The 25,678-nt window shown below is 73.0% G+C and carries 23 protein-coding genes, 1 tRNA gene and 1 riboswitch; of the genes, 10 read left to right on the forward strand and 14 right to left on the reverse strand.

All coding sequences use genetic code 11. The annotated features are described in order from the left end of the window. Window positions 1-115: 115 nt before the first annotated feature. Together BGO37_RS08835 and BGO37_RS08840 are read left to right on the forward strand one after the other, a co-directional pair. Window positions 116-874: an SDR family NAD(P)-dependent oxidoreductase gene (locus BGO37_RS08835; RefSeq protein WP_291754069.1), complete on the forward strand. Its 759-nt coding sequence runs from the start codon at window positions 116-118 to the stop codon at window positions 872-874. Next, window positions 871-1,707, forward strand: a complete 837-nt coding sequence (locus tag BGO37_RS08840) for an MIP/aquaporin family protein (protein ID WP_291754071.1) — start codon at window positions 871-873, stop codon at window positions 1,705-1,707. Before BGO37_RS08835 ends, BGO37_RS08840 begins: the two co-directional genes overlap by 4 nt. Here BGO37_RS08840 and BGO37_RS08845 read toward each other — a convergent pair. From BGO37_RS08845 to BGO37_RS08875, 7 genes are all read right to left on the reverse strand, one after another. Continuing rightward, a complete protein-coding gene (locus BGO37_RS08845; protein WP_291754073.1) occupies window positions 1,680-2,435 on the reverse strand; it encodes a GntR family transcriptional regulator in 756 nt (251 codons plus the stop codon). The two genes, BGO37_RS08840 and BGO37_RS08845, sit on opposite strands and share 28 nt — an antisense overlap. A gap of 3 nt (window positions 2,436-2,438) precedes the next feature. Beyond that, complete coding sequence (locus BGO37_RS08850) at window positions 2,439-2,927, reverse strand: DUF1634 domain-containing protein (protein WP_291754075.1); 489 nt, start codon at window positions 2,925-2,927, stop codon at window positions 2,439-2,441. After that, entirely contained in the window at window positions 2,924-3,763 is an 840-nt protein-coding gene (locus tag BGO37_RS08855) for a sulfite exporter TauE/SafE family protein (protein ID WP_291754078.1), read from the reverse strand. The genes BGO37_RS08850 and BGO37_RS08855 overlap by 4 nt, the downstream gene beginning before the upstream one ends. Before the next feature lie 70 nt (window positions 3,764-3,833). Beyond that, window positions 3,834-4,796, reverse strand: a complete 963-nt coding sequence (locus BGO37_RS08860; protein WP_291754080.1) for a nuclease-related domain-containing protein — start codon at window positions 4,794-4,796, stop codon at window positions 3,834-3,836. Between the two features lie 101 nt (window positions 4,797-4,897). After that, window positions 4,898-5,818 carry an HNH endonuclease gene (locus BGO37_RS08865; RefSeq protein WP_291754082.1) on the reverse strand — a complete coding sequence of 307 codons (921 nt, stop codon included), beginning with the start codon at window positions 5,816-5,818 and terminating at the stop codon, window positions 4,898-4,900. 359 nt (window positions 5,819-6,177) lie between these two features. Next, window positions 6,178-6,594, reverse strand: coding sequence for a type II toxin-antitoxin system VapC family toxin (locus tag BGO37_RS08870; RefSeq protein ID WP_291754083.1), 417 nt, complete (start codon window positions 6,592-6,594; stop codon window positions 6,178-6,180). Further along, window positions 6,591-6,827 (reverse strand): toxin-antitoxin system antitoxin subunit, encoded by a 237-nt coding sequence (locus BGO37_RS08875; protein WP_291754085.1) that lies wholly within the window; start codon window positions 6,825-6,827, stop codon window positions 6,591-6,593. Before BGO37_RS08875 ends, BGO37_RS08870 begins: the two co-directional genes overlap by 4 nt. Before the next feature lie 538 nt (window positions 6,828-7,365). Here BGO37_RS08875 and BGO37_RS08880 point away from each other — a divergent pair. Next, complete coding sequence (locus BGO37_RS08880) at window positions 7,366-8,355, forward strand: HNH endonuclease signature motif containing protein (protein ID WP_291754086.1); 990 nt, start codon at window positions 7,366-7,368, stop codon at window positions 8,353-8,355. 122 nt (window positions 8,356-8,477) lie between these two features. Here the strand turns inward: BGO37_RS08880 and BGO37_RS08885 are convergent, their stop codons facing one another. Then, window positions 8,478-9,758, reverse strand: a complete 1,281-nt coding sequence (locus tag BGO37_RS08885; protein ID WP_291754088.1) for a DUF4143 domain-containing protein — start codon at window positions 9,756-9,758, stop codon at window positions 8,478-8,480. A gap of 226 nt (window positions 9,759-9,984) precedes the next feature. Further along, window positions 9,985-10,058 (reverse strand) — tRNA-Gly (locus tag BGO37_RS08890). A gap of 344 nt (window positions 10,059-10,402) precedes the next feature. Here BGO37_RS08890 and BGO37_RS08895 point away from each other — a divergent pair. Further along, a complete protein-coding gene (locus BGO37_RS08895) occupies window positions 10,403-11,155 on the forward strand; it encodes a sulfite exporter TauE/SafE family protein (protein ID WP_291754090.1) in 753 nt (250 codons plus the stop codon). A 62-nt stretch (window positions 11,156-11,217) separates the two neighbouring features. Further along, window positions 11,218-11,805: an N-acetyltransferase gene (locus BGO37_RS08900; protein ID WP_291754092.1), complete on the forward strand. Its 588-nt coding sequence runs from the start codon at window positions 11,218-11,220 to the stop codon at window positions 11,803-11,805. Window positions 11,806-11,856: 51 nt separating this feature from the next. Here BGO37_RS08900 and BGO37_RS08905 read toward each other — a convergent pair whose 3' ends face one another. Both BGO37_RS08905 and BGO37_RS08910 read right to left on the reverse strand, forming a co-directional pair. Further along, window positions 11,857-12,831 carry an aldose epimerase gene (locus tag BGO37_RS08905; RefSeq protein ID WP_291754096.1) on the reverse strand — a complete coding sequence of 325 codons (975 nt, stop codon included), beginning with the start codon at window positions 12,829-12,831 and terminating at the stop codon, window positions 11,857-11,859. Next, entirely contained in the window at window positions 12,832-15,300 is a 2,469-nt protein-coding gene (locus tag BGO37_RS08910; RefSeq protein WP_291754098.1) for a glycosyl transferase, read from the reverse strand. Between the two features lie 129 nt (window positions 15,301-15,429). Between BGO37_RS08910 and dcd the strand changes: the two genes are divergently transcribed. Beyond that, the gene (dcd, locus tag BGO37_RS08915) at window positions 15,430-16,005 is read left to right on the forward strand and encodes a dCTP deaminase (protein ID WP_291754099.1); all 576 of its coding nucleotides are present in this window, start codon (window positions 15,430-15,432) and stop codon (window positions 16,003-16,005) included. A 10-nt stretch (window positions 16,006-16,015) separates the two neighbouring features. Continuing rightward, window positions 16,016-17,059: a hypothetical protein gene (locus tag BGO37_RS08920; RefSeq protein ID WP_291754102.1), complete on the forward strand. Its 1,044-nt coding sequence runs from the start codon at window positions 16,016-16,018 to the stop codon at window positions 17,057-17,059. Between the two features lie 19 nt (window positions 17,060-17,078). Here the strand turns inward: BGO37_RS08920 and BGO37_RS08925 are convergent, their stop codons facing one another. Then, on the reverse strand, window positions 17,079-18,989 hold the full coding sequence (locus BGO37_RS08925) for an ABC transporter ATP-binding protein (RefSeq protein WP_291754103.1): 1,911 nt from the start codon (window positions 18,987-18,989) through the stop codon (window positions 17,079-17,081). Window positions 18,990-19,077: 88 nt separating this feature from the next. On the opposite strand from BGO37_RS08925, the gene BGO37_RS08930 reads away from it, so the two are divergent. After that, window positions 19,078-19,641 carry a MarR family winged helix-turn-helix transcriptional regulator gene (locus BGO37_RS08930; RefSeq protein WP_291754105.1) on the forward strand — a complete coding sequence of 188 codons (564 nt, stop codon included), beginning with the start codon at window positions 19,078-19,080 and terminating at the stop codon, window positions 19,639-19,641. 135 nt (window positions 19,642-19,776) lie between these two features. On the opposite strand, the gene BGO37_RS08935 is transcribed toward BGO37_RS08930, so the two are convergent. Together BGO37_RS08935 and BGO37_RS08940 are read right to left on the reverse strand one after the other, a co-directional pair. Then, the gene (locus BGO37_RS08935) at window positions 19,777-21,960 is read right to left on the reverse strand and encodes a (Fe-S)-binding protein (RefSeq protein WP_291754106.1); all 2,184 of its coding nucleotides are present in this window, start codon (window positions 21,958-21,960) and stop codon (window positions 19,777-19,779) included. A 231-nt stretch (window positions 21,961-22,191) separates the two neighbouring features. Beyond that, a complete protein-coding gene (locus BGO37_RS08940) occupies window positions 22,192-22,446 on the reverse strand; it encodes a DUF4235 domain-containing protein (protein WP_291754107.1) in 255 nt (84 codons plus the stop codon). Between the two features lie 80 nt (window positions 22,447-22,526). Further along, window positions 22,527-22,633: riboswitch (TPP riboswitch) on the forward strand. Window positions 22,634-22,684: 51 nt separating this feature from the next. On the opposite strand from BGO37_RS08940, the gene BGO37_RS08945 reads away from it, so the two are divergent. Both BGO37_RS08945 and BGO37_RS08950 read left to right on the forward strand, forming a co-directional pair. Continuing rightward, window positions 22,685-23,764, forward strand: a complete 1,080-nt coding sequence (locus tag BGO37_RS08945) for a thiamine ABC transporter substrate binding subunit (protein ID WP_291754109.1) — start codon at window positions 22,685-22,687, stop codon at window positions 23,762-23,764. Between the two features lie 137 nt (window positions 23,765-23,901). Continuing rightward, window positions 23,902-25,590, forward strand: a complete 1,689-nt coding sequence (locus tag BGO37_RS08950; protein WP_291754110.1) for an iron ABC transporter permease — start codon at window positions 23,902-23,904, stop codon at window positions 25,588-25,590. Window positions 25,591-25,678: the final 88 nt, after the last annotated feature.

Genomic DNA, 25,678 nt, shown 5'->3' on the forward strand with positions numbered 1-25,678 from the left:
GCGGCTCCCCGCGGAGCCGCCGGAGCGAGGCGGCCGCTCCCGGCGAGGTTCACGTCCGAGGACTGCGAAGGACACGCGAAGGGACACGGGCATGGCAGCAGCAGGCTTGGCAGGCATGACGGTGGTCGTCACGGGCGGTGCCACCGGCATCGGCGCGGCGATCGCCACGAGCGCGGCCCGGGCCGGCGCCCGGGTGATCGTCGACTACGTCGTCTCCCCCGCCCAGGCGGTCGCCTTCGCCGCGACGCTCGCGGGCGAGGACGTCGGCGGCTCGGTCGAGGCCTTCGAGGCGGACGTGAGCGACGTCGCGCAGGTCCAGGGGCTGGTCGCCGAGGCGGTGCGCCGCTACGGCCGGCTCGACGTGCTGGTCAACAACGCCGGCATCGAGACCCGCCAGTCGCTGCTGGACACCACCGAGGCCGACTACGACCGCGTGCTCGGCATCGACCTCAAGGGCGCGTTCTTCGCGGCCCAGGCCGCGGCGCGCCAGTTCGTCGCCCAGGGCGGTGGCGGCGTCATCGTCAACGTCTCCTCGGTGCACGAGGACTGGCCGATGCCCGGCAACGCGGCGTACTGCGTGGCCAAGGGCGGGATGCGGATGCTCACCCGCAACAGCGCGGTCGAGCTCGGCCCGCACGGGATCCGCGTGGTCGGGGTGGCCCCCGGAGCGGTCGACACGCCGATCAACGCCCGGACGGTCGCGGACCCGGCGGCGATGACGAGGCTGGACGCGGCGATCCCGCTCGGCAAGATGGCCGAGCCGCAGCAGATCGGCGACGTGGTCGCCTTCCTGGCCAGCGACGCCGCGTCGTACATCACCGGCACCACCGTGGTCGTAGACGGCGGCCTGATGCAGTCGTCGCCCGGTCTGTGAGGACCGTCACCGGCGGCGGGTGGCGCGACCCGCTGCGCCGATGGCACGACCTCGAGCGGGCCGCCGACCGCAGCACGTGGTCGCTGTACGTGGCCGAGCTGCTGGGCACGGCCCTGCTGCTGGTGGGCGGCCTGTCGGCCGTGATCGTCGTCGTCTCGCCCGCCTCGCCCGTCGCCGCCCTGTCGCTGCCGGGATGGCTGGCGCGCGGCATCGCGGGCGCGCTGTTCGGCCTCACCGGCTCGCTCGTCACGGTGTCCGCGCTCGGCAGGCACTCCGGCGCGCACCTCAACCCGGCGATGACCCTCGCCTTCCTCCTGGAGCGCAGGATCAGCGCGTCGCACGCGGCCCGGTACGTCGTCGGCCAGCTGGTGGGCGCGGTCGCCGGCGCCGCCGTGGTGCTGGCCTGGGAGCCGCTCGGCGCGCCCCTCAGGTACGGCGCGACGACGCCGGTGCACGGCCTCGCCCCGTGGCTCGCGGTGGCGCTGGAGGCGCTGTGCACGCTGGTGCTGGTGGGCACCGTCTTCCTGTTCCTCGGCCGTCCCCGGCTGCGTCGCTTCACGCCCTGGACGATGAGCCCGATGTACGCGGTGATGGTGTCGCTCGAGGCGCCGTGGACGGGGACCAGCACCAACCCGGCCCGCACCCTGGGCCCCGCCCTCGTCACCGGAACGTGGCAGGGGGCCTGGGTCTACCTGGTCGGCCCCGCCCTGGGAGCGGTCGCGGGCGTGGGGCTGGCGCGCGCGCTGGGCCGCGGGGGACGGCGGGTCGACCAGGCCCGGATCGCGTCGCACCCCGGCGACCCGGGTCAGCGCGGCCGGCCGGCCCCCGGCTGAGTCCCGGCGGGCCACTGCGTGACCATCGAGTAGCGGTCGCCCCGGATGAGGCTGCTGCGCCACTCGACGGCCGCCTGCCCGGCACGGACCAGGCGTTCCACCGAGAAGGCCGCCACCGTGGCCGGGAGCCGCAGCAGCGCCCGCTCGGTCGGCTCGGGCAGCACCGGCCGGATCCGCTCCCAGCCGCCGGTGATGCGCACGCCGCAGCGGCCGGCGAGGAGCTCGTACAGGCTGCCGGACGTGAGGTCGGCGTCGAGCAGCCCGGTCGCCAGGGGCGCGGGCAGCCACGACCGGTTGTGCGCGATGGGCTCGTCGTCCGCGAACCGCAGCCGCTCGACGAACACGGCCTCGGCGCTGGCCGCGATCCCGAGCTGCGCGGCCACCTCGGCCGGGACGGGGCGGCGATCGGCCGCGAGCACCTCGCTCCGCTCCGCCAGGCCGCCGGCCCGCAGCGTCGAGGCCAGGCTGTAGAGGGCGTGCAGCGGCTGCTCGAGGACGGGCGGGGTGACCGACGACCCGCGGCCCCGCTCGCGCACCACGAGTCCCTCGGCCGCGAGGTGGCGCACGGCCTCACGCACGGTCTGCCGGCTCACGTCGTAGTACCCGGTCAGCTCCTCGTCGGTGGGGAAGCGCCGCTCGAACTCCCCCGCGAGCAGGCGCCGGCGGAGGTCGTCGACGATCTGCGCCCACAGCGGCAGCGGGTTGGACCGGACCACCTGGCCGGCCATCGCTCACGCCCCGGCGAGGAAGAACGAGCCGACGAGGAAGACGAGCACGAGGAGCGTCACCAGGGCCATGGGCACGTCCTTCTCGTAGACGAAGGACAGCACGCCGACGGCCACCCGCACCACGGGGGTGAGGATGAGGATGAGGACGCCGAGCAGGATGATCCCCTGGCCCTCGCCCCGCGCGATCGAGTGCCACAGCGCGCCGAACGAGTGCGGGAACGGCGTCGAGGTGGACGTGAGCGTGGTGTACGAGACGGGGCCGCGGAGCGCCAGGTAGTCGCTGTGGTGGGCGAACATCACCACGAGCCCGGCGGTGATGATCGCGACGCTGACGAGGACGCCGATCCGCAGCACCAGGCTGATGGCCAGCTCGACCTGGCGCACCTTCGCCGCCATGGCCAGCGCCTCCTGGGGGCTGAGCGGGCGGCGACGGCCCGAGCGGCCGTGGTGCTGCGGCTGCGACGGGGTGGCGGGTCCGGTCAGGTCGGTCACGGGAGGATCCCCTTCTGGAGCATCTGCAGGGAGATGACGACGAGGACGACGACGAAGACCAGCCGCACCGTCCTGCTCGCCACCCGGCCCAGGACGCGGGCCCCGATGGTGGCCCCGACCAGCACGCCGATCGCCACCGGGGCGGCGATCACGGGGTCGATCTGGCCGCGGACGAAGTAGACGTTGGCGCTCGCGGCGGCCGTGACGCCGATCATGAAGTTGCTGGTGGCTGACGACACCTTCATGGGCAGGTGCATCGCACTGTCCATGGCCGGCACCTTGAGGGCTCCCGAGCCGATGCCGAGCAGCGCGCTCACCAGCCCGGCGACGTACATGAGGGTCAGCCCGAGCTTGGTGCGGACCACCTTGTAGGCGACCTCCCGGCCCTCCGCCTGGTCGTAGTACGAACCGTGGAGGTTGAAGTAGTTGGCGATGCGGTCGTTCGACTCGGTGAGCGGATGGTCGGCGTGCCGGCGCCGGAACGTGGTGAACGACGAGTAGGCGAGGACGAGCCCGAAGACGATGAACAGGACCCGGGTGGGGAACACCGTCGTCAGGTACGCCCCGCTCACCGCCCCGGTCACCGTGGCGAGCTCCAGGAACATCCCGGCCCGCAGGTTCGTCATGCGCTCCCGCACGTAGGCGGCGGCCGCGCCGCTCGAGGTGGCGATGACCGAGACGATGCTCGCCCCGATCGCCAGGCGGATGTCCACGTGGTACAGCAGCGTGAGGACGGGGACGATCACCACCCCGCCGCCCAGGCCGATCAGCGAGCCGAGCAGACCGGCCGCCACCGAGATCAACGCCAGGGAGGCCACGAAGTCGAACGGCGTCATAGTCCGATTGTACGTACATTCGCCTGTTCGGCGACGCCAGCTGCCGGCGGCGGTTCGGCCCGTCCTTTGCTCAGTGCTGCGGTCGCCAGGTGGTCGAGCGCCGGGCAGCCTCGAAGACCGCCTCGACCGTGGAGTCCTCGAGGACGACCGGCCGCGAGCAGAGCCAACTGGTCAGCGCCATGCGGTTGACGACGACGACGTCCGCCGGCTGCTGCTTGATGGTGATGTCGTCGGCTCCGACGGGCACGACGACCCCGGTGACAGCGACCGGGAAGCCGCAGGCCGCCGTCAGGTACCGGCCGGCTCGCAACGCCTCGTGGCGCGAGTTGCGGACGTACGGCTGCTGCTGGCCGTTTACGCGGAAGGCGTTGTCCCGGACCCAGATGCGGGCGCCCGGGTGGTGCTTGGCGTTGAGGCTGAACACGCCACCGGGTCCGACGACGAGGTGGTCGATGTCCGAGCCGTTCTCCCCGACGGGGATGGCGTGCAGGAACTTCCACCGCGGGTCCTTCGTCGCCAGCTTCTCGAGCCGGGCCGCGACCTTCTCCTCCCCGTCGGCGCCGATGCGCCACGCCCGCTCGTCGGTGTGGACCCCGAGCACCCGGGCGACGAACGTCCGGACGGGGGCGGCCTGCTTCAGGGCGACGGCCTGCTCCCGGGCCATCTCGCCGGCGCGGTGGGAGGCGAGGTCGTCCCACGGTGCCGGTGCTGCCGGCGTCGGCACCGGGAGCTCTGGCGTGGCGGCCGGTGCCTCGTCGTCCGCTTCGCTCGCTAGCGGTGTGTCCGGGCCCGGTCCGCCGGCGCCCGACGGAGCAAGCGGGGCCCGAGGCGCCGCTGCGTCTCCCGCCACGGTGTCACCCGTGGCGAGCCACTGGTCGATCGCCGCGCGAAGGTCGCCGATCCGCTCCGGGGCGTCGACGTGATCGTCGCCCGTCAGCAGGTCGCGCCACCCGACCGCGGTCCCGTCGGCGCCGTGGACGTAGAGCCTGTCCTTGCCGTACCGACGCCACCGCTGCACTTCCCATGCCCCCATGAGTGCTGTATCGGCGCCGCAGCGGCGAGACACGAGGCGAGGGAGCAGCGAAGGTATGCGGGCGTCGGTGACAACTCGGCGCCAAGAGGCCCCCGCTGCGGTCAGCTCGCCTTCGGTGCGGCCAGGAACGTTGCGTACCGCTCGGCGAGGAACTCCTGATCGGGCCATTCGGCGCGCCTGTGGGGCAACTTCCGTAGTCGCTCGCCGTGCCTCTCCTGCAGTCCGTGCCGGAGCGTCGGGCCATCGACCTCGGCCAGCAGATCCGGCCGGATCGCGATCCGGAAGTCCGGATCGATGCCCATGATGTTGGAGTCGAAGGCCGAGTGGTGCAGCTTGCAGAGCGCGAGGCCGTTGCGGACGGCGGCGATTCCGCCTGGGCTGGAGTCGGGCAGGATGTGCGCCGCATCGAGGAGTTCGGTATGTGCGAGCGAGCACACGGCGCAGCGGCCCTCATACGCTCGCAGGACAGTCGCCCGGAAGACCGGTTGATGAAGGCGTCGCCGAGTCTGCGCAAGCACGTACCGCCGCAGGTGTTCTTCGACCGGCGATCCAGGGGCGATGAGACCCCGGCCCACGTCAGGGTCGACGACGAACTGCTGCTCCGCGGGCTCTTCTCCGAGGACGTAGACCGGGAAGATCGGAACCCAGAGCGCCTCGCCCACCCCGAAGAACCAGATCAGGGGCACGCTGGCGCCCATCGCCGACCGCAGCGCTCGGTTCTGCCAGTGGTCGCCGTCGTCGCCGCGCCATTTGTAGCGAAGCAAGCCGTCGGACCCGGGGCGGTCCTCGTACGGTGCCGGCTGGCCAGGAGCGCGGTAGGTCGTCCGCAGGCTCAACGCAGAGGTGAGGACGCTGGGCTTCCAGATCCCGCTCTGTCGGTCCATGAGTCGGAATCGGTCGCCGTCGAACGCGAAGTCGCCGAGGTCGGTGGTGCTGATCGGCTGAGCGCCGTCGTGAGTCCGCACGGTCAGCCACGCCATCAGCTCGCGCCGCAGGCGTGCATCGCGATCACCGTCCCACACCGGACAGACGCTAGCCGTGGTCGTTCGCGCCTTGGGGAGGTGGCGCGGGGTGAACCGTGGATCGACTACTGCGCTGACCTCAAGCACTCGCCGAGCCAGATGGAGGCCTGCTCTGCGATTGTCGGGAACGTACTCGAGTTCGACGACGCCGGTGAGCCGCTCAACGAGAAGCACGCCGAGCGACGGGCGGTGGCATGGCTCTGCCAGTACTGCACGGGCGACCTCCTGCCGGGAGAGCCTGCGTTGGAGCCGTGGGAGTGCGAGCTGCACTGATCCCGTCGGGTCCGGCACGTTCGGCTTGCCGGCACGCGACGTCGCGAGTCGAGCTGTCGCTGCCGGCTTCACTCAGGGTTCAGGCGTCAGGCGAACGGGTCGATGAGCGTCAGGCCGGGGATGCCGGTGAAGTCGGCGGTGTTGCGGGTGGCCAGGGTGGCGTCCTGTGCCACGCAGGTCCCGGCGATCTCGGCGTCGGCGAGGCTGATCGGCCGCCCGGCTCTCTCGCGGTGGACCAGGACGGTCGCGGCCGCCTGTGCGGCGGGTAGGTCGTAGACGAGGATCGTGTCGGCGTAAGACTCGAGCAGCTGGTGCCAGCGGCCGGTCAGGGTGCGCTGCCGTCGTCCGTCCGGCAGGCGGCTCAGGCCTCGCGCGATCTCCTGAACCGTCACGACGCTGATCGTCACCTCGCTCTCGCCGAGCGCGGCCGCCCACGTGAGCACGCCCGGGTCGGGCCGGTCCTTCATGAGCTCGGAGACGACGTTGGTGTCGGCGACGATCACACGAGATCCACGTCACGCGAGGCGTCGGTGCGCTCCGGCAGGTCGAGCTCGACGCCGCCGTCAGCCGCGAAGGCCTGGTGCAGCGAGACGAGAATGTTCGACTCGGGACGGCCCGTCGTGGCGTCGAGGATGGCCCGGACCTCGGCTTCGACCGACCGTCCATGACTCGCCGCTCGTTCGCGCAGCCGGGCGTGGGTGCGCTCGTTGAGCTGACGGATCGTCAGAGTTCCCATCCTGACCACCCCCTGACAGCAATGCTAGCACTCATGGTCGAGGGTGGCCGAGGCTCTGTGAGAACTGGAGTTCTCACAGACCGCTCTCGATCCGCAGCGCGAACGGCGGGAAGACGTCCTCGAGGGTGAGCATGCTGCATCCTCGCCGAGGGCGGGTGCGTGTGGACACCGGGTTCCCGACGCTTCACCGGCGGCCGGGCGTCAGGGGCCGAGCACCGAGAGCGGGACGACCGCGATGCCGTCCAACCTGCGGTAAGCCTGCGACCCGGTGGTGAGCACGACCAGGTCGACGATGCGGTCGCCCAGGCGCCGCCGAACCGCAGGTCCCGACCTGAACCAGCACCTCCCGGACGTCAGCGTCGGCCCAGGTGCCGGATCACTCGAGCTTGGCGTAGGAAGTCCTCCAGATCGGTCCACCGTCGCGCCGCTGGAACGCCGAAGAGCAGCGCCAGCAACGGCGCATGATTCACCATTCGCGAGACCGCAGGCGACTGCAGGCTGCGCGTTAACGGCGAGTCGCCGTGCGAAGCTGTAGCGCATGGAGAGCGGTGGCCCGCAAAGAGCGTGGTTGCTGATGGCCGCGGGCGAGAACCGAGGCCACGGTGGCAACTCCGGCTACGACGATCAGGTCGATGCGTATTACTCCTGGGACAGCAACGTTCCCAACCACAAGAGCCTTGCCGTCGGGGATCCGATCGCACTGTGGGACAAGGAGCGTCTCCTCGGTGTCTCCGTCATCGAGGCGATCGACACGGCGCACGGCCTCAAGCTGCTCAATCGCTGCCCCAGGTGCAACACGAGCCGGATCAGCGAACGCAAGAGGAGCCAACCGCGGTACCGGTGTATGAGATGTCACGCCGAATTTGAGGATCCGCGCACCGAAGTGGTGGAGGTGCTGGAGTACAAGGCGAGGTACGACGCGGCATGGACATCGCTGGACGGGATCCTCGACGGAGACGAGATGCGGTCCCTGGCAGTCCACACCGGCGACTTCAACGCGATGCGATCGCTGGACTGGGTTGCCTTCCGCGAGGCGCTGATGGCCAAGGATGCTCGCAGTGCCGTCGATCGCGTGACGGCGCGAATCGACCTCGCTTGGGCAGCGAATTCCAGCGTGCCCATAGAGATACCGCAGGGGTTCACTCACGCACTTGTTCGGATCCGTAGAGGCCAGCAGCAGTTCCGAGACCAATTGCTCGCGGCCCAGGGAAGCATGTGCGCACTCACGGGGGGCGCCCCGGCGCGGGTCCTTGAGGCCGGTCACCTCTACAGCTACGCCCAACTGGGCACGCACTTCAAGCACGGCGGACTCATGCTACGACGGGACATTCATCGACTTTTCGACGATGGCTCGCTCGCAGTCCACCCGTCGACATTGCGGATCGATGTCGCGCCTGGGCTCGCGAAGTACCCCCAGTACGCGCGCCTCCAGGACGAACGCCTCACGGTGCGGCTTCACGACGAGCAGGTCGACTGGCTGGACAAGCACTGGCAGGAGCATCGCGTCGATGCTCAGCCGTCGGACTAGGGCCTGGCGAGGGGCCCGCGAGCGGCAGTTGGCGCCTGACGCTGGGCGTCGGTGCAGTTCAGGGCCTACTGACGCTCCGGGTGGGAGGCTGCGGCGGTGCTTCGTGGAGGAGTCGCTCGGATCTACGGTCCGAGGAGGGCCAGGGGTACCACGGCGACACCGTCGCGTCGTCGGTACGCGTCGCCGCCCGTCGTCAGGACGACCATGTCGGCGAGCTCGTCGCCGAGCAGACCCTTGAGCCAGAGCAGGTGCTTGACGTCGGTGTCCGTCACCAGTCGGGAGAGCTTGACCTCGATCGCGACCCTGCGTCTGCCCGTGCCGTGAACCATCAGGTCGATCTCGTGGTCGCCGTCACGGCGACGGAGGTGGCCGACCTGGGCCTCGGCCGCCTGCGCGAAGACCCGGACAGACAGCGTCGCGAGCGACTCGAACAGGCTCCCGAGGAAAACCCCGTCGCGCGGGACCACCGGCGTCGGGCCACCGCCGGAGAGCAGGTCGTCCGCCGTCAGTGCCAGGAGCGTGCAGGCTAGGGCTGGGTCCACCAGGTGGTGCTTGGGCGAGGCGGCGAGCCGTGTGAGGTGACTGAAGCCGGGCTGCCACGCCGGCAGGGGGTCGTACACCCAGGTTCGCGTCAGGGCGTCGGTCCACGGCCCGGTGGTCGAGCGCGGCGGAGGGTCCGAGCGTCCGGGGCTCGCCGCGTCGCGGAGTGTCTCCCAGGTCGCGGTCGTCGCGGTGGCGGCCGCGATGGCGCGCAGCCACGCGCGCATCTGGGCGGGGTTGCGCACCCCGAAGCCGGCCTCGGGCACATCCCGGTCGACGATGAGGTCGGCGTAGCCCGCGAGCGCTGCGCGTGCGGGTCGGTCGGGCAGCGTCTGCATGCCGGGGAAACCGCCGCGGACGATGGCCCGGGTGTAGTCGGCGAGGGCGAAACCGGTGCTGCCCTCGATGCGCGCGGTGCCGCTCAGCAGGCCGGCCAGGGAGACCGTCGGCGTCGTGAGGCCTCGTTCGGGCAGCGTCATCGGTCGCATCGGCAGCCGGACGATCCTGCCTGCACCTGAGTGGGAGCTGGGGTGCGGCATCGTCGCGGACCCGGTCAGCAGGAAGCGCCCGGGGCGTGAGTCGTCGTCGACGGATCGGCGCACGAAGTCCCATGCGGGCTCCCAACGCTGATGCTCGTCGACGAGGATCGGCTCGCGGGCTGCGGTCAGCCGGGTCGGGTCGGCCGCGAGCAGCTCGCGCGTCGCGGGGTCGTCCAGGCGGTAGGTGGTCACCGCCCGGCCACCGGCCGTCGCGGTCTTTCCGACTCCCTTGGCGCCGTCGAGCGCGATGGCAGGCAGGTACGGAAGCAGCTCGTCGAGCTCGCCATCGATGACGCGCCGCGTGTACGAGTCGGAGTTGCCCACGGGCCAACGCTACAGATCGCGGCATGTCTGCGCTACAACTCGCCGGCCCCAAGCGCTACAGAACGCGGCCCCATGGCGCTACGGAACGCGGGACGCCGAACGGTGACGTACTCGAAGAGTTCGTTGAGCTCGGGCGCGAGCTCGACGAAGAGCGCCGAGCCGACCCGCACAAGGGTCTCAGGGAGGTCTGACAGAGTCTCGAAATGACTCTGAACTGCGGAAACGATGGAGCGGGTGACGGGAATCGAACCCGCGCTCTCAGCTTGGGAAGCTGAAGTTCTACCATTGAACTACACCCGCGCGGCGGCACCCGGGAGGTCCCGGACGCGCTGCGGCCCCGATCCTACCCGGTCGGCGCAGGCCGCCTCGACGCCGCTCCGACCTGCGATTGCGGCCGCGCCGGCAACCGCGGGCCCCACCGCGTGGTGGTCTTCGTGGGCGGCAGCTCCTCCTGGCAACCGGTGCCGACGGGGGCGCCGGCGCCGGCGGTGCGAGCGCCGGGCAGCCGCGCCGCGACCGGCAAGCTCGAGGACGTCGAGATGATGCTCCCAGGCGCCGGCGCGCTCTTCGAGGCCACCGGCGTACGACCGGGCGTCGGCGCGACCTGCGACCGGTGCCCCCGGTGCGACCCTGAAGGCGCAGACATGTCACTGATCGAGTGGATCGCGGTGGCCGCGGCGGGCTTCGGCGCGGGCGCCGTGAACACGATCGTCGGCTCGGGGTCCCTCATCACCTACCCGGTCATGGTGCTGCTCGGCGTGCCGCCGGTGACGGCCAACATCGCGAACACGGTGGGCCTGGTCCCGGGGTCGCTGGCGGGCGCGTGGGGCTACCGCGACCGGCTCGGCGGCACCCGCCCGCTGCTGCTGCGTCTGGGCGCGGCGTCCCTGGCGGGTGCGGTGTGCGGCGCGGCGCTGCTCACCCGGCTGCCCAAGAGCTCCTTCGCCGCCGCGGTCCCGGTGCTCATCCTGGCGGCCGCGCTGCTCGTCGGGCTGCAGCCGCTCATCGTCCGGCGCACCAAGCCCACCGAGCGCACCCGCTGGAGGCAGGTGACGTTCTGGGTCTTCCTCACCGGGGTCTACGGCGGCTACTTCAGCGCCGCGCAGGGCGTGATCCTGCTCGGCCTGCTCGGCCTGTTCCTCGCCTCCGGCCTGCAGCAGCAGAACGCGGTGAAGAACGTGCTCCAGGCCCTGGTGAACCTCGTCGCCGCCGTCTTCCTCGTCGTCACCGCAGGCGTCGCCTGGAGGTACGCCGCGATGGTGGCGATCGGGTCGCTCGTCGGCGCCCCGGTCGGCGCGGCGCTGGCCAAGAAGATCCCGACCGGGCCGTTCCGGGCGGGCATCGTCGTCTTCGGCGTCCTCATGGCCGGCGTCATGGCGTGGCTGGCCAGGCGCTGACTGCCGCCGGCCACCCGGGCGGGGCGGAGGCCTCGGCGGTGCGGGCCTGCGATCCTGGGGACGTGCCGGAGCTTCGCACCTACCGAACGGGCGACCTTCCCGCGATGTACCGCATCTGCCTGCTGACTGGCGACGCGGGCCGCGACGCCACCGCGCTGTACCGCGACCCCGACCTCCTGGCGCACGTCTACTGCGGCCCCTACCCCACCGCCGACCCGTCGCTGAGCCTCGTCGTGATGGACGACGAGGGACTCGCCGGTTACCTCGTCGGGACCGCGGACAGCGCCGCCTTCGCGGCGTGGGAGGACGAGCACTGGTGGCCGGCGCTGCGGGCGCGCTACCCGCTCGGGCCCGACGACGGCACGGCGGACCACGGCCTCGTCGAGCTGCTGCACCACCCGCCGCACGACGAGCCGCCGACCGGCTACCCGGCGCACCTGCACATCGACCTGCTGCCCCGCCGGCAGGGCCAGGGCTGGGGGCGCCGGCTCATCGAGGCGTTCGCCGCGGCGCTCGCGGAGCGCGGCGTGCCTGGCATGCACCTGCGTGTCGACCCGCGGAACACGCCGGCCCTCGCGTTCTACGACCGCCTCGGCTTCACCCCCGGCGAGGACGGCGCGCTGGTGCGGCCGGTCAGCCCTCGACCGTGATGCGGCGGGCCGACGCCCGCGGACCCGCCGACGGAACGCTGGTGCGGCCGGTCAGCCCTCGACCGTGATCCGGAAGGCCGCGGCCAGCTCCTCCCCCGGTTCCAGCACGACGACCCCGGTCCCGGGCACCCCGGCGGCGTGCAGCGCGAAGCCTCCGTTGACGTGCGTCGTCGGCTCGACGGCGAGGTGGCCGCGGCCGCGCGGCGCGTAGAGGACGACGTGCGAGTAGGTCTCGTCGGCGTCGATCGTCACCGTGACGTCGGGGTCGGTGTAGCGCAGGGTCGCCAGCGGCCCCGGCGAGCGGTCGGTGAGGACGTCGTCGACGTGGATGACGCTCACGCGCCGCTCCGCCCGGAAGTCGGCACGGGGCGGGATCGCCCCCGCGGCGTCCAGCGCCAGCCCGCCGCGCAGCAGGTAGCCCGCGTTCGCGGCGACCCGGAGCAGGGGCCGGCCCGGCTCGTCGGGCAGCGGGGCCCCGACCGGGACGAGCGACCGGCGGAAGTAGGGGTGGTGGCCGAACCCGGCGGGGAACGGCTCGTCGTCCGTGTTGCGCAGGGTGGTCGTCACCTCGAGGGAGTCCCCGACCAGGGCGTATCCCACGCGCGCGGTGAAGCGCCAGGGGAAGTTGACCCCCACCATGTCGGAGGCGACGGCCTCGAGCACCACGGCGTCGTCGTCGCGCGCGACGAGGGCCCAGGGCGCGTTGCGCAGCGCGCCGTGGATCGCCGTGCCGTCGGCACCGTTGCGCTGCAGCTGCCAGCGCCGCCCCGCGAACGGCAGCACCCCGGCGTCGATCCGGTTGGACCACGGCACCATGGGGAAGCTCGCGGTCCGCTCCGGCTCGTTGCGGCGGCTGCGCGGCGTGGGGCGCAGCAGGTCGCGCCACAGCCCGTCGGCCGTCCGGACCCGGCCCGCCGCCAGGGCGCCGCCCGTGCCGGGCAGCACGTCCACCTCCCACCGGGCGCTGCGCACGGTGAGCATGGGGGACGTCGCCGGCGCGGGGCGGCGCAGCTCGTCGAGCGCCATCTAGAGGGTCACGTGCACGTGGACCGTCGTGCCGGCGGGCGCGTAGGGGACGAGGTTGCCCTCGACCGGCGTGCCGTCCACGACGAGCCGTCCGCGGGAGCCGCGGACGCCGGAGTTCGTCACGTCGATGACGTACGTCGCGCCGCGGGCCACCCGGGTGACGGTGAAGCTCGGCACCTCCGGCCCGATCTGCGGGTCGACGACGAGCCCGTCGAAGTCGGGCCGCACGCCCAGCAGGTGCTGCGAGACCGCGACGAAGTTCCAGGCCGCGGTGCCGGTGAGCCAGGAGTTCTTGGCCTCGCCGTGCCGCACGGCCTCCTTGCCGGCGATCATCTGCGCGTACACGTACGGCTCGAGCCGGTGCACGTCGCTGATGTCCTCGCGGTAGGCCGGAGTGATCCGCTTGTAGTAGTCGAAGGCGACGTCACCGCGGCCGACGATCGTCTCGCCGATGATCACCCACGGGTTGTTGTGGCAGAAGATGCCGCCGTTCTCCTTGTACCCCGGCGGATACGTCGAGACCTCGCCGAGCTCCACCTGGTAGGTGGTGTACGCCGGGTACTGCAGCACCAGGCCGTGCTCGGTGCCGAGCATCTCGGCCGACGAGTTCAGCGCCTGGATGGCCGGCGCCCCTTCGTCGTCCGGCCCGCTGCCCACGCCGATGCCGGCCAGCACGGCGAAGCCCTGCGGCTCGATCCAGATCTTGCCCTCGGGCTTGGCGTCGGTGCCGACGGGGTTGCCGAAGTAGTCGTACGCGCGCAGGAACCACCGGCCGTCCCAGCCGTCGGTCAGCACGGCGTGCCGCATCTCGTCGACCAGGGCGCGGGCCCGGGACGCGGCGTCGCCGAGCCCCCGGCGCTCGGCGAGCTCCGCGTACTCGGCTCCGTACTTGACGAACATCGCCGCGATGAACACGGACTCCGCGACGCCGCCCGCCTTGTTCTCGGTCGTCTGGAAGCTCTCCCCCGGCGTGGTGGAGAAGCAGTTGAGGTTGAGGCAGTCGTTCCAGTCCGCGCGGCCGATGAGCGGCAGGCCGTGCGGCCCGCGGTGGGCCACCGTGAACTCGAAGCTGCGCGTCAGGTGCTCCCACAGGGGAACCTCGGAGCCCACCTCGTTGTCGAACGGCACGGGCTCGTCGAGGATCGGCCAGTCGCCCGTCTCCCGGATGTACGCCGCGACGCCGGCGATGAGCCACAGCGGGTCGTCGTTGAAGCCGGAGCCGATGTCGTTGTTCCCGCGCTTCGTCAGCGGCTGGTACTGGTGGTACGCCGAGCCGTCCGCGAGCTGCGTCGAGGCGATGTCGACGATCCGCTCGCGCGCGCGCTCCGGGACCAGGTGGACGAAGCCGAGCAGGTCCTGGTTCGAGTCGCGGAAGCCCATGCCGCGGCCGATGCCGGTCTCGAAGTAGCTCGCCGAGCGGCTCATGTTGAACGTGACCATGCACTGGTACTGGTTCCAGACGTTGACCATCCGGTCCAGCTTCTCGTCGCCGCTGGTCACCGAGTACGTCGAGAGCAGCCCGGTCCAGTAGGCGCGCAGCGCCTCGAACGCGGCGTCCGCCTGGGCCGCGGTGGCGAACCGGCCCAGCAGGGCGTGCGCGCGGTCGCGGTTGACGAGCTGGTGGGCGTCGTCCGCCCACTTCTCCTCGTCCGGGTTCTCCACGTAACCGAGCACGACGACGAGCTCGCGCGACTCGCCCGGCGCCAGGTCCACCGCCACGGAGTGCGAGCCGATCGGGTACCAGCCGGAGGCGACCGAGCCCGCCGACGCCCCGGCCCGCGGCACCGCCGCCTCGCCGAGGGAGTTCCAGGGCCCGACGAACGTGTCGCGGTCGGTGTCGAAGCCGTCCGCGTGCTGGTTGACGGCGAAGACGGCGTAGTGGTCGCGGCGCTCGCGGTACTCGGTCTTGTGGTAGATCGCCGACCCGTACGGGCCGTCCTGCTCCACCTCGACCTCGCCGAGGGAGAGGTTGCGCTGGTAGTTCGTCTGGTCGTCCTGCGCGTTCCAGAGGCAGAACTCCACGAACGTGAAGAGCGTGAGGTGCTTGGCCGCCGGCGACGTGTTGGTCACCGTGATCTTCTGGACCTCGGCGTCCTCGCCGAGCGGCACGAAGTGCAGGGTGTCGACGCGCACGCCGCCCCGCTCCCCCGTGATGCGCGTGTAGCCGAGGCCGTGGCGCGCCTCGAAGGCGTCGAGGTCGGCCTTGACGGGCAGCCACGACGGCGTCCACACGTCGCCGCCGTCGTTGACGTAGAGGTACCGGCCGCCGGCGTCGGCGGGGATGTTGTTGTACCGGTACCGGGTCAGCCGGCGCATGCGGGCGTCGCGGAAGAACGAGTACCCGCCCGCCTGGTGCGAGATGAGCGAGAAGAACCGCTCCGAGCCCAGGTAGTTGATCCACGGGTAGGGCGTGTGCGGCGTGGTGACGACGTATTCGCGAGCTTCATCGTCGAAGTGGCCGTAGCGCATGAGCTGGCGCCTCTCGGTGTTCGCTGAGGGAGCGCTCCCACGCTCCGGGTGCCAGCATAGCGGGCCGGTGCACCACCCGACAGACGGCCGCCAGGCCCCCCGCGCGGGGCGGGCCACTACCGTGGGCACGTGCTGCTCTCCGACCACGACATCCGGTCCGAGCTCGAGTCCGGCCGGGTCCGTCTCGACCCGTACGAGCCCGCGATGATCCAGCCGTCGAGCATCGACGTGCGGCTCGACAAGTACTTCCGCCTGTTCGACAACCACCGCTACGCCGTCATCGACCCGGCCGAGGAGCAGCCCGAGCTGACCCGCCTGGTCGAGGTGCCCAGCGGCGAGTCGCTCGTGCTGCACCCCGGCGAGTTCGTGCTCGGCTCGACCTACGAGGCCGTGACGCTGCCCGACGACGTGGCGGCCCGCCTCGAGGGCAAGTCGTCGCTCGGCCGGCTCGGCCTGCTGACGCACTCGACCGCCGGCTTCGTCGACCCCGGGTTCACCGGGCACGTCACGCTCGAGCTGTCGAACGTCGCGACGCTGCCGATCAAGCTCTGGCCGGGCATGAAGGTGGGCCAGCTGTGCTTCTTCCGGCTGTCCTCGCCGGCCGACGAGCCGTACGGCGCCGGGGCGAACGGCTCGCGGTACCAGGGACAGCGCGGGCCGACGGCATCCCGCTCGTGGATGAGCTTCCACCGGACGCCCCTGTGACGGTCGGCTGATGGCCGACGGTCCCCGGCTCACGGCCGACGCCGCCGCGCTCTCCCGCCACCTGCTCGTCCTGCCGGAGGGGCCGGACGCGGCGGAGGTCGGCACCCTCGCCGTGTGCCGGTTCGCCGCGGCGCGCTGGGAGGACGTGGACGCCGCCTTCGCCCGCGCCGCCGGCGGTGCGCCGGTCCGCGCCCTGCGGCTCGGCCGGCTGTCGAGGCTGGTCGGCCCCTTCTTGCTGACCGCGGCGGACCAGGCGCAGCTGCGCGTGCCGGGCCAACCGGCCTCGGCCTGGCAGCTCGACTGCCCCGTGGAGCGCGGAGACGCGCCGGGCCCCGGGGGAGACCGGGACGGGCTGAAGCGTGCGTTCCCCGACGCGTTGCCGGTGCGCGAGGAGGAACGCGCCGTGCAGTGGCTGGTCGCCGTCGCGCGCCGCCTCGCCGGCTCGGTGCGGATCGGCGGGACGGGCACCGTGCTGACGCCCGACCCGGCCGCCCAGATCGACCTCACGGTGCACACCGACGGCTGGATCGAGCCGGCGGAGCTGCTGGCGGTGGCGCGGCAGGTGGTGCCGCGGGTGCGGGCGTCCGGCGCGGGGAACCGCTACCTCGGGCACGACGAGCCCCTCGACCCCCGCCTCGAGGCGCACCTCGAGCGGCACGGCGTGCAGGACGAGCGCGAGCGGTCACGGCTCGCGGCGGAGGCCGCCGCCTACGACGCCTACATGATGAGCCACCCGCAGGAGGCGACCGGCTACGGCATCGAGGCCAACCTCGGCGTGGACGGGATCCTCACGGTCGAGGTCGCGGGGCTGGACGAGGTGCCCCTGGTGCTCGCGTCGCTGCCCTGGACGCGGGACGGGGTCGTCGCCTACCGGGTCCACTGGGAGCCGACGGACTTCGTCGAGCTGGAGCTCGAGCGACCCTCGCTGGCGCACCGCGTCGCCCGAGGCCGCGCCGCGCCGCAGGTGCGGGGGGTCGCCCGCGCGCTGCAGGCGGTGGTCGGCGGCGTGATCCTCGACGCGTCCGACTTCCCCGTGGACCCGTCCACCCTGTAGCCCGGGCGCCCGCCGAGGGTCAGCCGGCCGCGGTCGGCGTCCGGGCGGCGAACTGGGTCGTGTACAGGTCGGCGTAGAGGCCGCCCGCGGCGAGCAGCTCCTCGTGCGTGCCCTGCTGCACCACGCGGCCGTCGTCGACCACGACGATCCGGTCCGCGGCACGGATGGTCGACAGCCGGTGCGCGATGACCAGGCTGGTGCGGCCGACGAGCGCGGCATCGAGCGCCGCCTGGACCGCGGCCTCCGACTCCGAGTCGAGGTGGGCCGTCGCCTCGTCGAGCACGACGACGTCGGGCGCCTTGAGCAGCAGCCGGGCGATCGCCAGCCGCTGGCGCTCGCCCCCCGAGAGCCGGTAGCCGCGGTCGCCCACGACCGTGTCGAGGCCCTCCGGCAGGCCGGCGACGAGGTCCCAGATCTGGGCCTCCCGCAGCGCGAGCTCGAGCTCGTCGTCGCTCGCGGTGGGCTTGGCGAACAGGAGGTTGGCGCGGATGGTGTCGTGGAACAGGTGCGCCTCCTGCGACACGACCCCGACGGTGGCCCGCAGCGAGGCTGCCGTGACGTCGCGCAGGTCGAGCCCGGCGATGCGGACGGATCCACGCGTCGGGTCGTACATCCGGGTCACGAGCTGCGAGATCGTCGTCTTGCCTGCCCCCGACGGGCCGACGAGGGCCACCATCGAGCCCGGCGGGACGGTGAACGACACCTCGTGGAGCGTGTCCGCGGGCGGGTCGGCGCGCAGGGTCGCGACCGCCTCGAGGGACGCGAGGGAGACCTCGTCGGCCGACGGGTAGCGGAAGCCGACGCCGTCCAGCGTGACGCCGGCGCCGTGCGCGTGGACGGCCGCCCGCAGGTCCACCGCGTCGGGCTTCTCGGCGACCGTCGGCACCATGTCCAGCACCTCGAGCACGCGGTCGAAGCTCACCAGCGCGGTCATGACGTCGACCTGGACGTTGGACATCGCGGTGAGCGGGCCGTAGAGGCGGGTGAGGTAGGAGGCGAGCGCGACGACGACGCCGACCGTGAGCTGGCCCTGCACGGCCTGCCAGCCACCGAGCCCGTAGACGATCGCGACGCCGATCGACGCCACGGTCGTCAGGCCGATGCGGAACCAGGAGGCGTTCATCGCCAGCCGGACGCCGATGTCGCGGACCCGGCCGGCCTGCGCGCGGTAGGCGGCGGACTCCCGGTCCGGGTCGCCGAACACCTTGGCGAGGTGCGCGCCGGCGACGTTGAAGCGCTCCTGCATGAACTGCGAGGCGTCGGCGTTGAGCTCGTACGACTCCCGCGTGATGGCGGCGATCCGGTGCCCGAAGAAGCGCGCCGGCAGGACGAACGCCGGGAGCAGCACGAGGGACAGCAGGGTGAGCTGCCACGACATCGACAGCATCGCCCCGAGCACGAAGACGACGGTGAGCGTGTTGCTCACCACGTTCTGCAGCGTCGAGGTGAACGCCTGCTGGGCGCCGAGCACGTCGCCGTTGAGGCGCTGGACCAGCGCGCCCGTGCGGGCGCGGGAGAAGAAGGCGAGCGGCATCCGCTGCACGTGGTCGAAGACGGCGGTGCGCAGGTCGAGGATGAGGCCCTCGCCGACGCGCGACGACAGCCAGCGCTCCGCGACCGACAGGCCGGCTCCCAGCACCGCCAGCGCGGCGACCGCGGCGGCGACGCCGACGACGACGTCCCCACGGTGGGCCGCGATGCCGTGGTCGATGAGGATGCGCAGCAGCCACGGCGTCAACGCACCGGCCGCGGCATCCACCGCGATGAGCAGGACGAACAGGGCCAGCTGCCAGCGGTACGGCCGGGCGAAGCCGAGGATGCGGCGCAGGGTCGCGCGGCCGAGCCTCTTGTTCGTCACGGACGAGTCCTGCGCGAACGTGCGGAGCATGCGGCCGCCACCCATGCCCGCGCCGGGGATCTGGTGAGACATCGGCACCTCCCGCGTGGTGAGCGGTGCTGAGGTTAACTCACTATGTGTCTCATTCACAACCATCCGTCCGCGCGCTAGCCTCGGCGCCGTGGAGGCAGGGGAGCAAGACCTGGGCGAGCGGCCGCCGCTCGCCGTGCCCGCCCCCGCGGTGCCGGACGAGGCCGCCGAGCCGCTGGGGGTACCCACAGTGACCGCGGTGCCCGACGAGGCCGCCGAGCTCAACGAGCTCGTCCACGCCCTGCTGCACGGGCTGCGCCGGGACGCCGCCGAGCACTTCGGCCCCACCGCGACCACGCCGGGGCAGCAGCGGCTCCTGCGCGCGCTGCAGCGGGCGGGCGCGCCAAGCCGTCTCGGCGAGCTGGCGCAGGTGCTCGACGTCGCCCCGCGTTCCGTCACGGCGAAGGTCGACCAGGCCGAGGCGGACGGCCAGGTCCGCCGCGTGCCCGACCCGGCCGACCGCCGGGCCACCCTCGTCGAGCTCACGCCCGCCGGCCGCGACGTCCTCGCGCAGGCGTCCGCGGAACGGAGCGTCGGCGCTGCCGAGCGGCTCGCCCGGCTGGCCCCCGACGAGCGGGCGGAGCTGCTCCGCCTGCTGCGCGTGGTGGCATCGCCCGTGCCGCCCGCCGGCTGCACCCCCACCCCTGCACCCTGACGCTCGCGGCGGCTGCGGGAGCTTCGTCGTCCACGGAAGGTCCGCGCGATGAACGGCAGCATCGTCGCCCGCCGGGCGGCGGGGCGCCGACATTCCCGCCGCCGATGGCCGGTGCGACCCGGAAGGCGGATGGCGTCAGGGGCGGGCGCCCGTGAGGCGGTCGCGCAGCAGCACCGCGATGTCGGCCACCTCGGGCACCCCGACCGCCGGGGCGTCCGCCGAGGGCCTCGTCGAGCCGCCCGTCGGGCGGAAGGTCGGCGCCTCGATGGGCACGGCGCCGACGGGTGACGAGGTGCCGCACGCGGCAACGCCGTCCGTCAGCATCGTCGTGCAGAAGGGGCAGGCCGTCGCGACGGCGGCTGCACCCGTCCCGATGGCCTCGGCCGCGCGGGTGGTGCCGATCCGCGTGCCGATCGTCTCCTCCATCCATGCGCGTGCACCGCCGCCGCCGCAGCAGAAGGCGTCGGCGCCGTGACGCGGCATCTCGGACACGCTGATGCCGGCCGCCGCGAGCAGCTCGCGCGGCGGGGAGTAGATCTCGTTGTGCCGGCCGAGGTAGCAGGGGTCGTGGTACGTCACCGTGCGCGCGTCGGACGCGGGGAGCGGGACGAGCCGCCCGTCCGCGACGAGCGTGTTGAGCAGCTCGGTGTGGTGCACCACCTCGTACGTGCCGCCGAGCGCCGGGTACTCGCGGGCGATGGTGTTGAAGCAGTGCGCGCAGGTGACGACGATCCGGCGGGCGCCGGCCGCGTCGAGGGTCGCGATGTTCCCGGCCGCCATCTGCTGGAACAGGAGCTCGTTGCCGGCGCGTCGCGCGGAGTCGCCCGTGCACTGCTCGGCCTCGCCCAGCACGGCGAACGTCACGCCGGCGGCGTGCAGCAGCTCGGCCACCGCCCGGGTGGTGCGCCCCGCCCGCTCGTCGTACGCGCCGGCGCAACCGACCCAGAACAGGTAGTCGACGTCGGCGAGCGAGGCCACCTCGCGCCCGACGACCGGCACGGCGAAGTCGAGGCCCTTGGTCCAGTCGAGGCGCTTGCGCGCCGGCGCCCCCCAGGGGTTGCCCTGCCGCTCCATGCCGGTGAAGGCCTTGGTGAGCTCGCGGGGGAACTCCGAGGCGGCGAGCACCTGGTGGCGCCGCAGGTCGAGGATCGTGTCGACGTGCTCGATGTCGACCGGGCACTCCTGCACGCACGCGCCGCACGTGGTGCAGGCCCACAGCACGTCCGTGTCGATGGGGCCTCCGACGAGCGGCTCGCCGCGCGTCGCGGGATCGGCCAGCGCGTCGCGCAGCGACAGCATGAAGAGCTTCGGGGACAGCGGCTTGCCGGTCGCCCACGCGGGGCAGACGACCTGGCAGCGGCCGCACTCGGTGCAGGTCGCCGCGTCGAGCGCGGCCTTCCACGACAGCTCGGCGGGCGTGCCGGCCCCGAGGACCAGGTCCTCCGGGAGCTCGTCGAGCGCCATGAGGTCGAGCGGGTCGCCGCCGGGCCCCCGGATCGGCTCGGCCGGGCCGAGCGAGACCGTACGTCCGGGGTAGCGCTTGGTGTACAAGGTCACCACGGCGAGGAACCGGTGCCAGGCGACGCCCATCGTCGGCTGCACGCCGACGACGACGAACCAGGCCATCGAGCACAGGATCTTGACCGTCGCGATCGCGGTGACCCACGCCTCGAGCGTGCTCGTCGGCGCGCCGGCCCAGGCCGCGCCGTACCAGGCGGTGAGCGGGAAGTGCCAGGAGGAGGCGAGCGTGCCGCCGTCCTGCCGGGCGATCGCGTAGCCCAGCCCGCGCAGCGCGAGCACCGCCAGGACGACGACGAGCACCGTCGCCTCGACGACGTAGGCCTGCGCCTGCGACGAGCCGAAGAAGCGTGAGGCGCGGTTCGCCCGCTCGTCGCGCGACGCCCGCGGCCGGAGCAGCTGGCGCCGGACGATCAGCCAGAGGATGCCGGCGAGCGACAGCCAGGCGAAGCCCTCGACGGCCCAGTCGACGATGGGCCAGTGCCCGATCACCGGGACGGTCCACCGGGCGTCGGTGATCTCGCCGTAGCCGTCGACGAGCGTGATGAACAGGATCGGGAAGGACACCATCACGGTCCAGTGCGCGACCCGGACGTGGAGGTTGTGCGCGAACTTCTCGTGGCCGAGCACCTCGCGCAACGTCGACGCGAGCCGCGGGCCGACGGGCCGCCAGCGGCCGGCGAGGGCCCGCCCGGCGCGGATCGTCGCGGTGATGCGCCACACGCCACGGACGAAGACGGCGACACCGACGACGGTCGCGACGACGACGAGGGCGAGGCTGGTCGCCCGGAGCGCGCTCACCGGGCCACGGTACCGGGCGCGGTCGCGCCCGCCCGGTGAGGTGGGCAGGCGCGGCCGGGGGCGCCGAGCGCGCGCTCACGCCGGCCGACGAGGGCCTGGGGGGCCTCGCGGCCGAGCGCCTCCGCGGCCGGTGCTGCGCCTCGCGGCCGAGCGCCTCCGGGGCCGGTGCTGCGCCTCGCGGCCGAGCGCCTCCGGGGCCGGTGCTGCGCTCGCGGCCCCGCGCGTCGAGGGCTAGTGGTGCGCCGCGCCGGCGGCACGCTGCGTGCCGCGCGTCGCCAGCAGGCGCATGAGCGCGACCAGCGCCCCGGTGAGGGCGGTGGCGACGATGACCTCCGCCAGCGGCGCGTCCCGGTCGGCCGGGTCGGGGGTGGGGTGCCCGCTCGCGCTGCGCCAGGCGGCGTCAAGCACCTTGTGGACCAACCAGGCGCCGAGCAGACCGGCGCCGATGCCGGCGACGCGCAGGACGGTCGGTGACTTCTCGGGCATCGCAACCTCCGGGGTCGGTCTGACGCCGACGTTAGTGCCCGCGGCCTGCGGACGCCGCCCGTCCGCGGGGCTACGATCACCGTGAACGACAGGGGAGCGCCGTCACGGGCGCTGAGAGTGCGGACCGCCGCAGACCCTCGAACCTGATCCGGCCAGAACCGGCGTAGGGAGTCGAAGATCATCTCCCCGTCGCGGGAGATGTGTGCCCGCGGCGGGCCCTCCGAGAGGAGGACCACACATGAGGAAGAGACTGCTGATCGGCACGCTCGTCGTGCCCGCGCTCGCGGCGTGCTCGGCCGTCGGGGCGGCACCGCCGTCGCCCACGGCCCCCACCAGCACCGGCGCGGCCGGCGGGGCGATCACGCTGGTGACGCACGACTCGTTCGCCCTGAGCAAGGGCATCCTGGAGGACTTCACCCAGCAGACCGGCTACACGGTCAACGTGGTGCAGCCCGGGGACGCCGGGACCCTCGTCAACCAGCTCGTGCTCACCAAGGACGCGCCGGTCGGCGACGTGACGTTCGGCATCGACAACACGTTCGCCTCGCGGGCGCTCGACGAGAAGGTCGTCGTCCCGCCCTCGCCGGCCCTGACCGCCGCCGCGGTGAAGGACGGCGCCCAGTACCGCGTCCCGAGCGACACGGCCGGCGCGCTCACCCCGATCGACGTCGGCGACGTGTGCGTCAACGTCGACCACGCGTGGTTCACCGCGCACAAGCTCACCGAACCGGCCTCGCTCGACGACCTCGTCAAGCCCGCGTACAAGGGCCTGTTCGTCACCGAGAGCGCGACGACCTCGTCGCCCGGCTTCGCGTTCCTCCTGGCCACGATCGCCGCGAAGGGCGACGGCTGGCAGGCGTACTGGAAGGCGCTCAAGGCCAACGGCGTCAAGATCGACGACGGCTGGGAGAACGCCTGGAACGTCGACTACACCGCCGGCGGCGGCAACGGGCAGTTCCCGATCGTCCTGTCGTACTCGTCGTCCCCGGTGGACACCGTGCCGAAGGGCGGCACGTCGCCGACCACCGGCGCCCTCCTCGACACGTGCTTCCGCCAGGTGGAGTACGCGGGCGTCATCGCCGGGGCGAAGAACCCCGCGGGTGCCGCGGCGTTCGTCAACTTCCTGCTGTCCGACGAGGTCCAGGCGGACATCCCGGGCTCGATGTACATGTACCCGGTCAGCTCGTCCGTCAAGGTCCCCACCGACTGGGCGCAGTGGGCACCGCTCGCCACCCAGCCGCTGTCCGTCCCCGCCGCGGACATCGCCGCGCACCGCTCCGACTGGTTGCAGCAGTGGTCGGACGTGGCGCTCGGCTGACGGGGCCGCAGACCCCGGTGGTCGCCCCCCTTGGCCCGTCACCGGGGGGCGGCCACCGGCCTTCACTGACGCATGGGCCGCTCTCGAGCCCCTCGCGACCCGGTGCGCGACGGTGGGCTCGGTACCTCGCGTGGGGCTTGGCGGCCGGCGTGCCGCTCGTCTTCCTCGCCGTCTTCTTCGCCTGGCCCGTGGTGGCGATGGTGGGGCGTGGGTTCGTCAGCTCCGGCCGCCTCGACCTCGGGGCGTTCTCCGAGGTGTTCTCCCGGGCGCGCACCTGGCGGATTGTGTGGCTCACCCTGGCGCAGGCGTCGCTCGGCACGGTGGTGTCGGGGCTCCTCGGTGTCCCCGGGGCGTACCTCCTCTACCGGTGCCGGTTCGCGGGACGCGGGTTCCTCCGGGCGTTCGTCACCGTGCCGTTCGTGCTGCCGACGGTCGTGGTCGGGGTCGCGTTCCGCTCGCTGCTGGCGCCGGGGGGGCTGCTGGCCTTCCTCCACCTGGACGGGACGTTCACGGCGATCGTGGCGGCGCTGGTCTTCTTCAACTACGGGCTCGTCGTGCGCACGGTCGGCGGGCTGTGGGAACGGCTGGACCCGCGCGCCGAGCAGGCCGCCCGTGCGCTGGGCGCGTCGCCGTGGCGGGCCCTCGGCACGGTGACCCTTCCCGCCCTGGCACCCGCGATCGCCGGGGCGGCGTCGCTCACGTTCCTCTTCTGCGCGACGGCGTTCGGCACCGTCCTCGTGCTGGGCGGGCTGCGCTTCGGCACCGTGGAGACCGAGATCTGGATCCAGACGACGCAGTTCCTCGACCTGCGGGCGGCCGCCGTGCTGTCGGTGGTGCAGCTCGTCGTGGTGGTGGGCGCGCTCCTCGTCGCCGGCCGGGCTCGCTCCCGCAACGAGCGCGCCCTGTCGCTGGCCGCGCCGGTCTCGTCGGCGCACGCGCCGTCCCTGTTCCCGCGGCGCCCCTCTCGCTTGCCGCGCCCGCGGGCCGGGGGAGCGGGGCCCGACGACCTCCGCGGGCTGGACCGGGTTGCCGCCGCCGCGACCGCGCTCGCGATCACGTTCCTCGCGCTGCCGCTCGTCGGGCTCGTCGTCCGCTCGCTGCGCACCCCGGACGGCTGGGGGCTCGCCAACTACGCGGCCCTGTCCCGCCCGGCCGGTGCGCTGCCCGTGTCGGTGTGGGACGCCACGGTCACCTCGCTCCGGGTGGCCCTCGACGCGACCGTGCTGTCGCTCGTCGTCGGCGGCCTCGTCGCCCTGGTCGTGTCCCGCCGGCCCCGCGCCGGCGCCGTACGGCGCCTCGTCGCCGGCCTCGACGCCGCCTTCATGCTCCCGCTGGGGGTGTCGGCGGTGACCGTCGGCTTCGGCTTCCTGCTGGTCATGGACCGGCCGTTCGGACTGGACGTCGACCTGCGGACGAGCCCGCTGCTGGTGCCGGTGGCGCAGGCGGTGGTCGCCGTCCCGCTCGTGGTGCGGACGGTGCTCCCCGTGCTGCGCGCCATCGACCCGCGCCAGCGGCAGGTCGCCGCGACCCTCGGCGCGTCACCGGCGCGCGTGGTGAGCACGGTCGACGGGCCCGTGGCGTTGCGGGCCATCGGCCTCGCGGCGGGGTTGGCGTTCGCCGCCTCGCTGGGAGAGTTCGGCGCGACGAGCTTCCTTGCCCGGCCCGACCGGCCGACGCTGCCGGTCCTCGTCTACCGGTTGATCGGCCGCCCCGGCGTCGAGACGTACGGCATGGCGCTCGCCGCCTCGGTGGTGCTCGCCCTGGTGACGGCGCTGGTGGTCGCGGGGTTCGAGCGGGTTCCGCGAGCGGCGGGGACGGTGATCTGAGGTGCGCAGGACGAGGACCGACCCCCGTGATCCGGTGACGGTCGCCGCGGCGACGGCGGCACAGCTCCCGATCAGAAGGATGACGCCC

It is taken from the genome of Cellulomonas sp. 73-92, assembly GCF_001898175.1.
Lineage (GTDB): Bacteria > Actinomycetota > Actinomycetes > Actinomycetales > Cellulomonadaceae > Cellulomonas.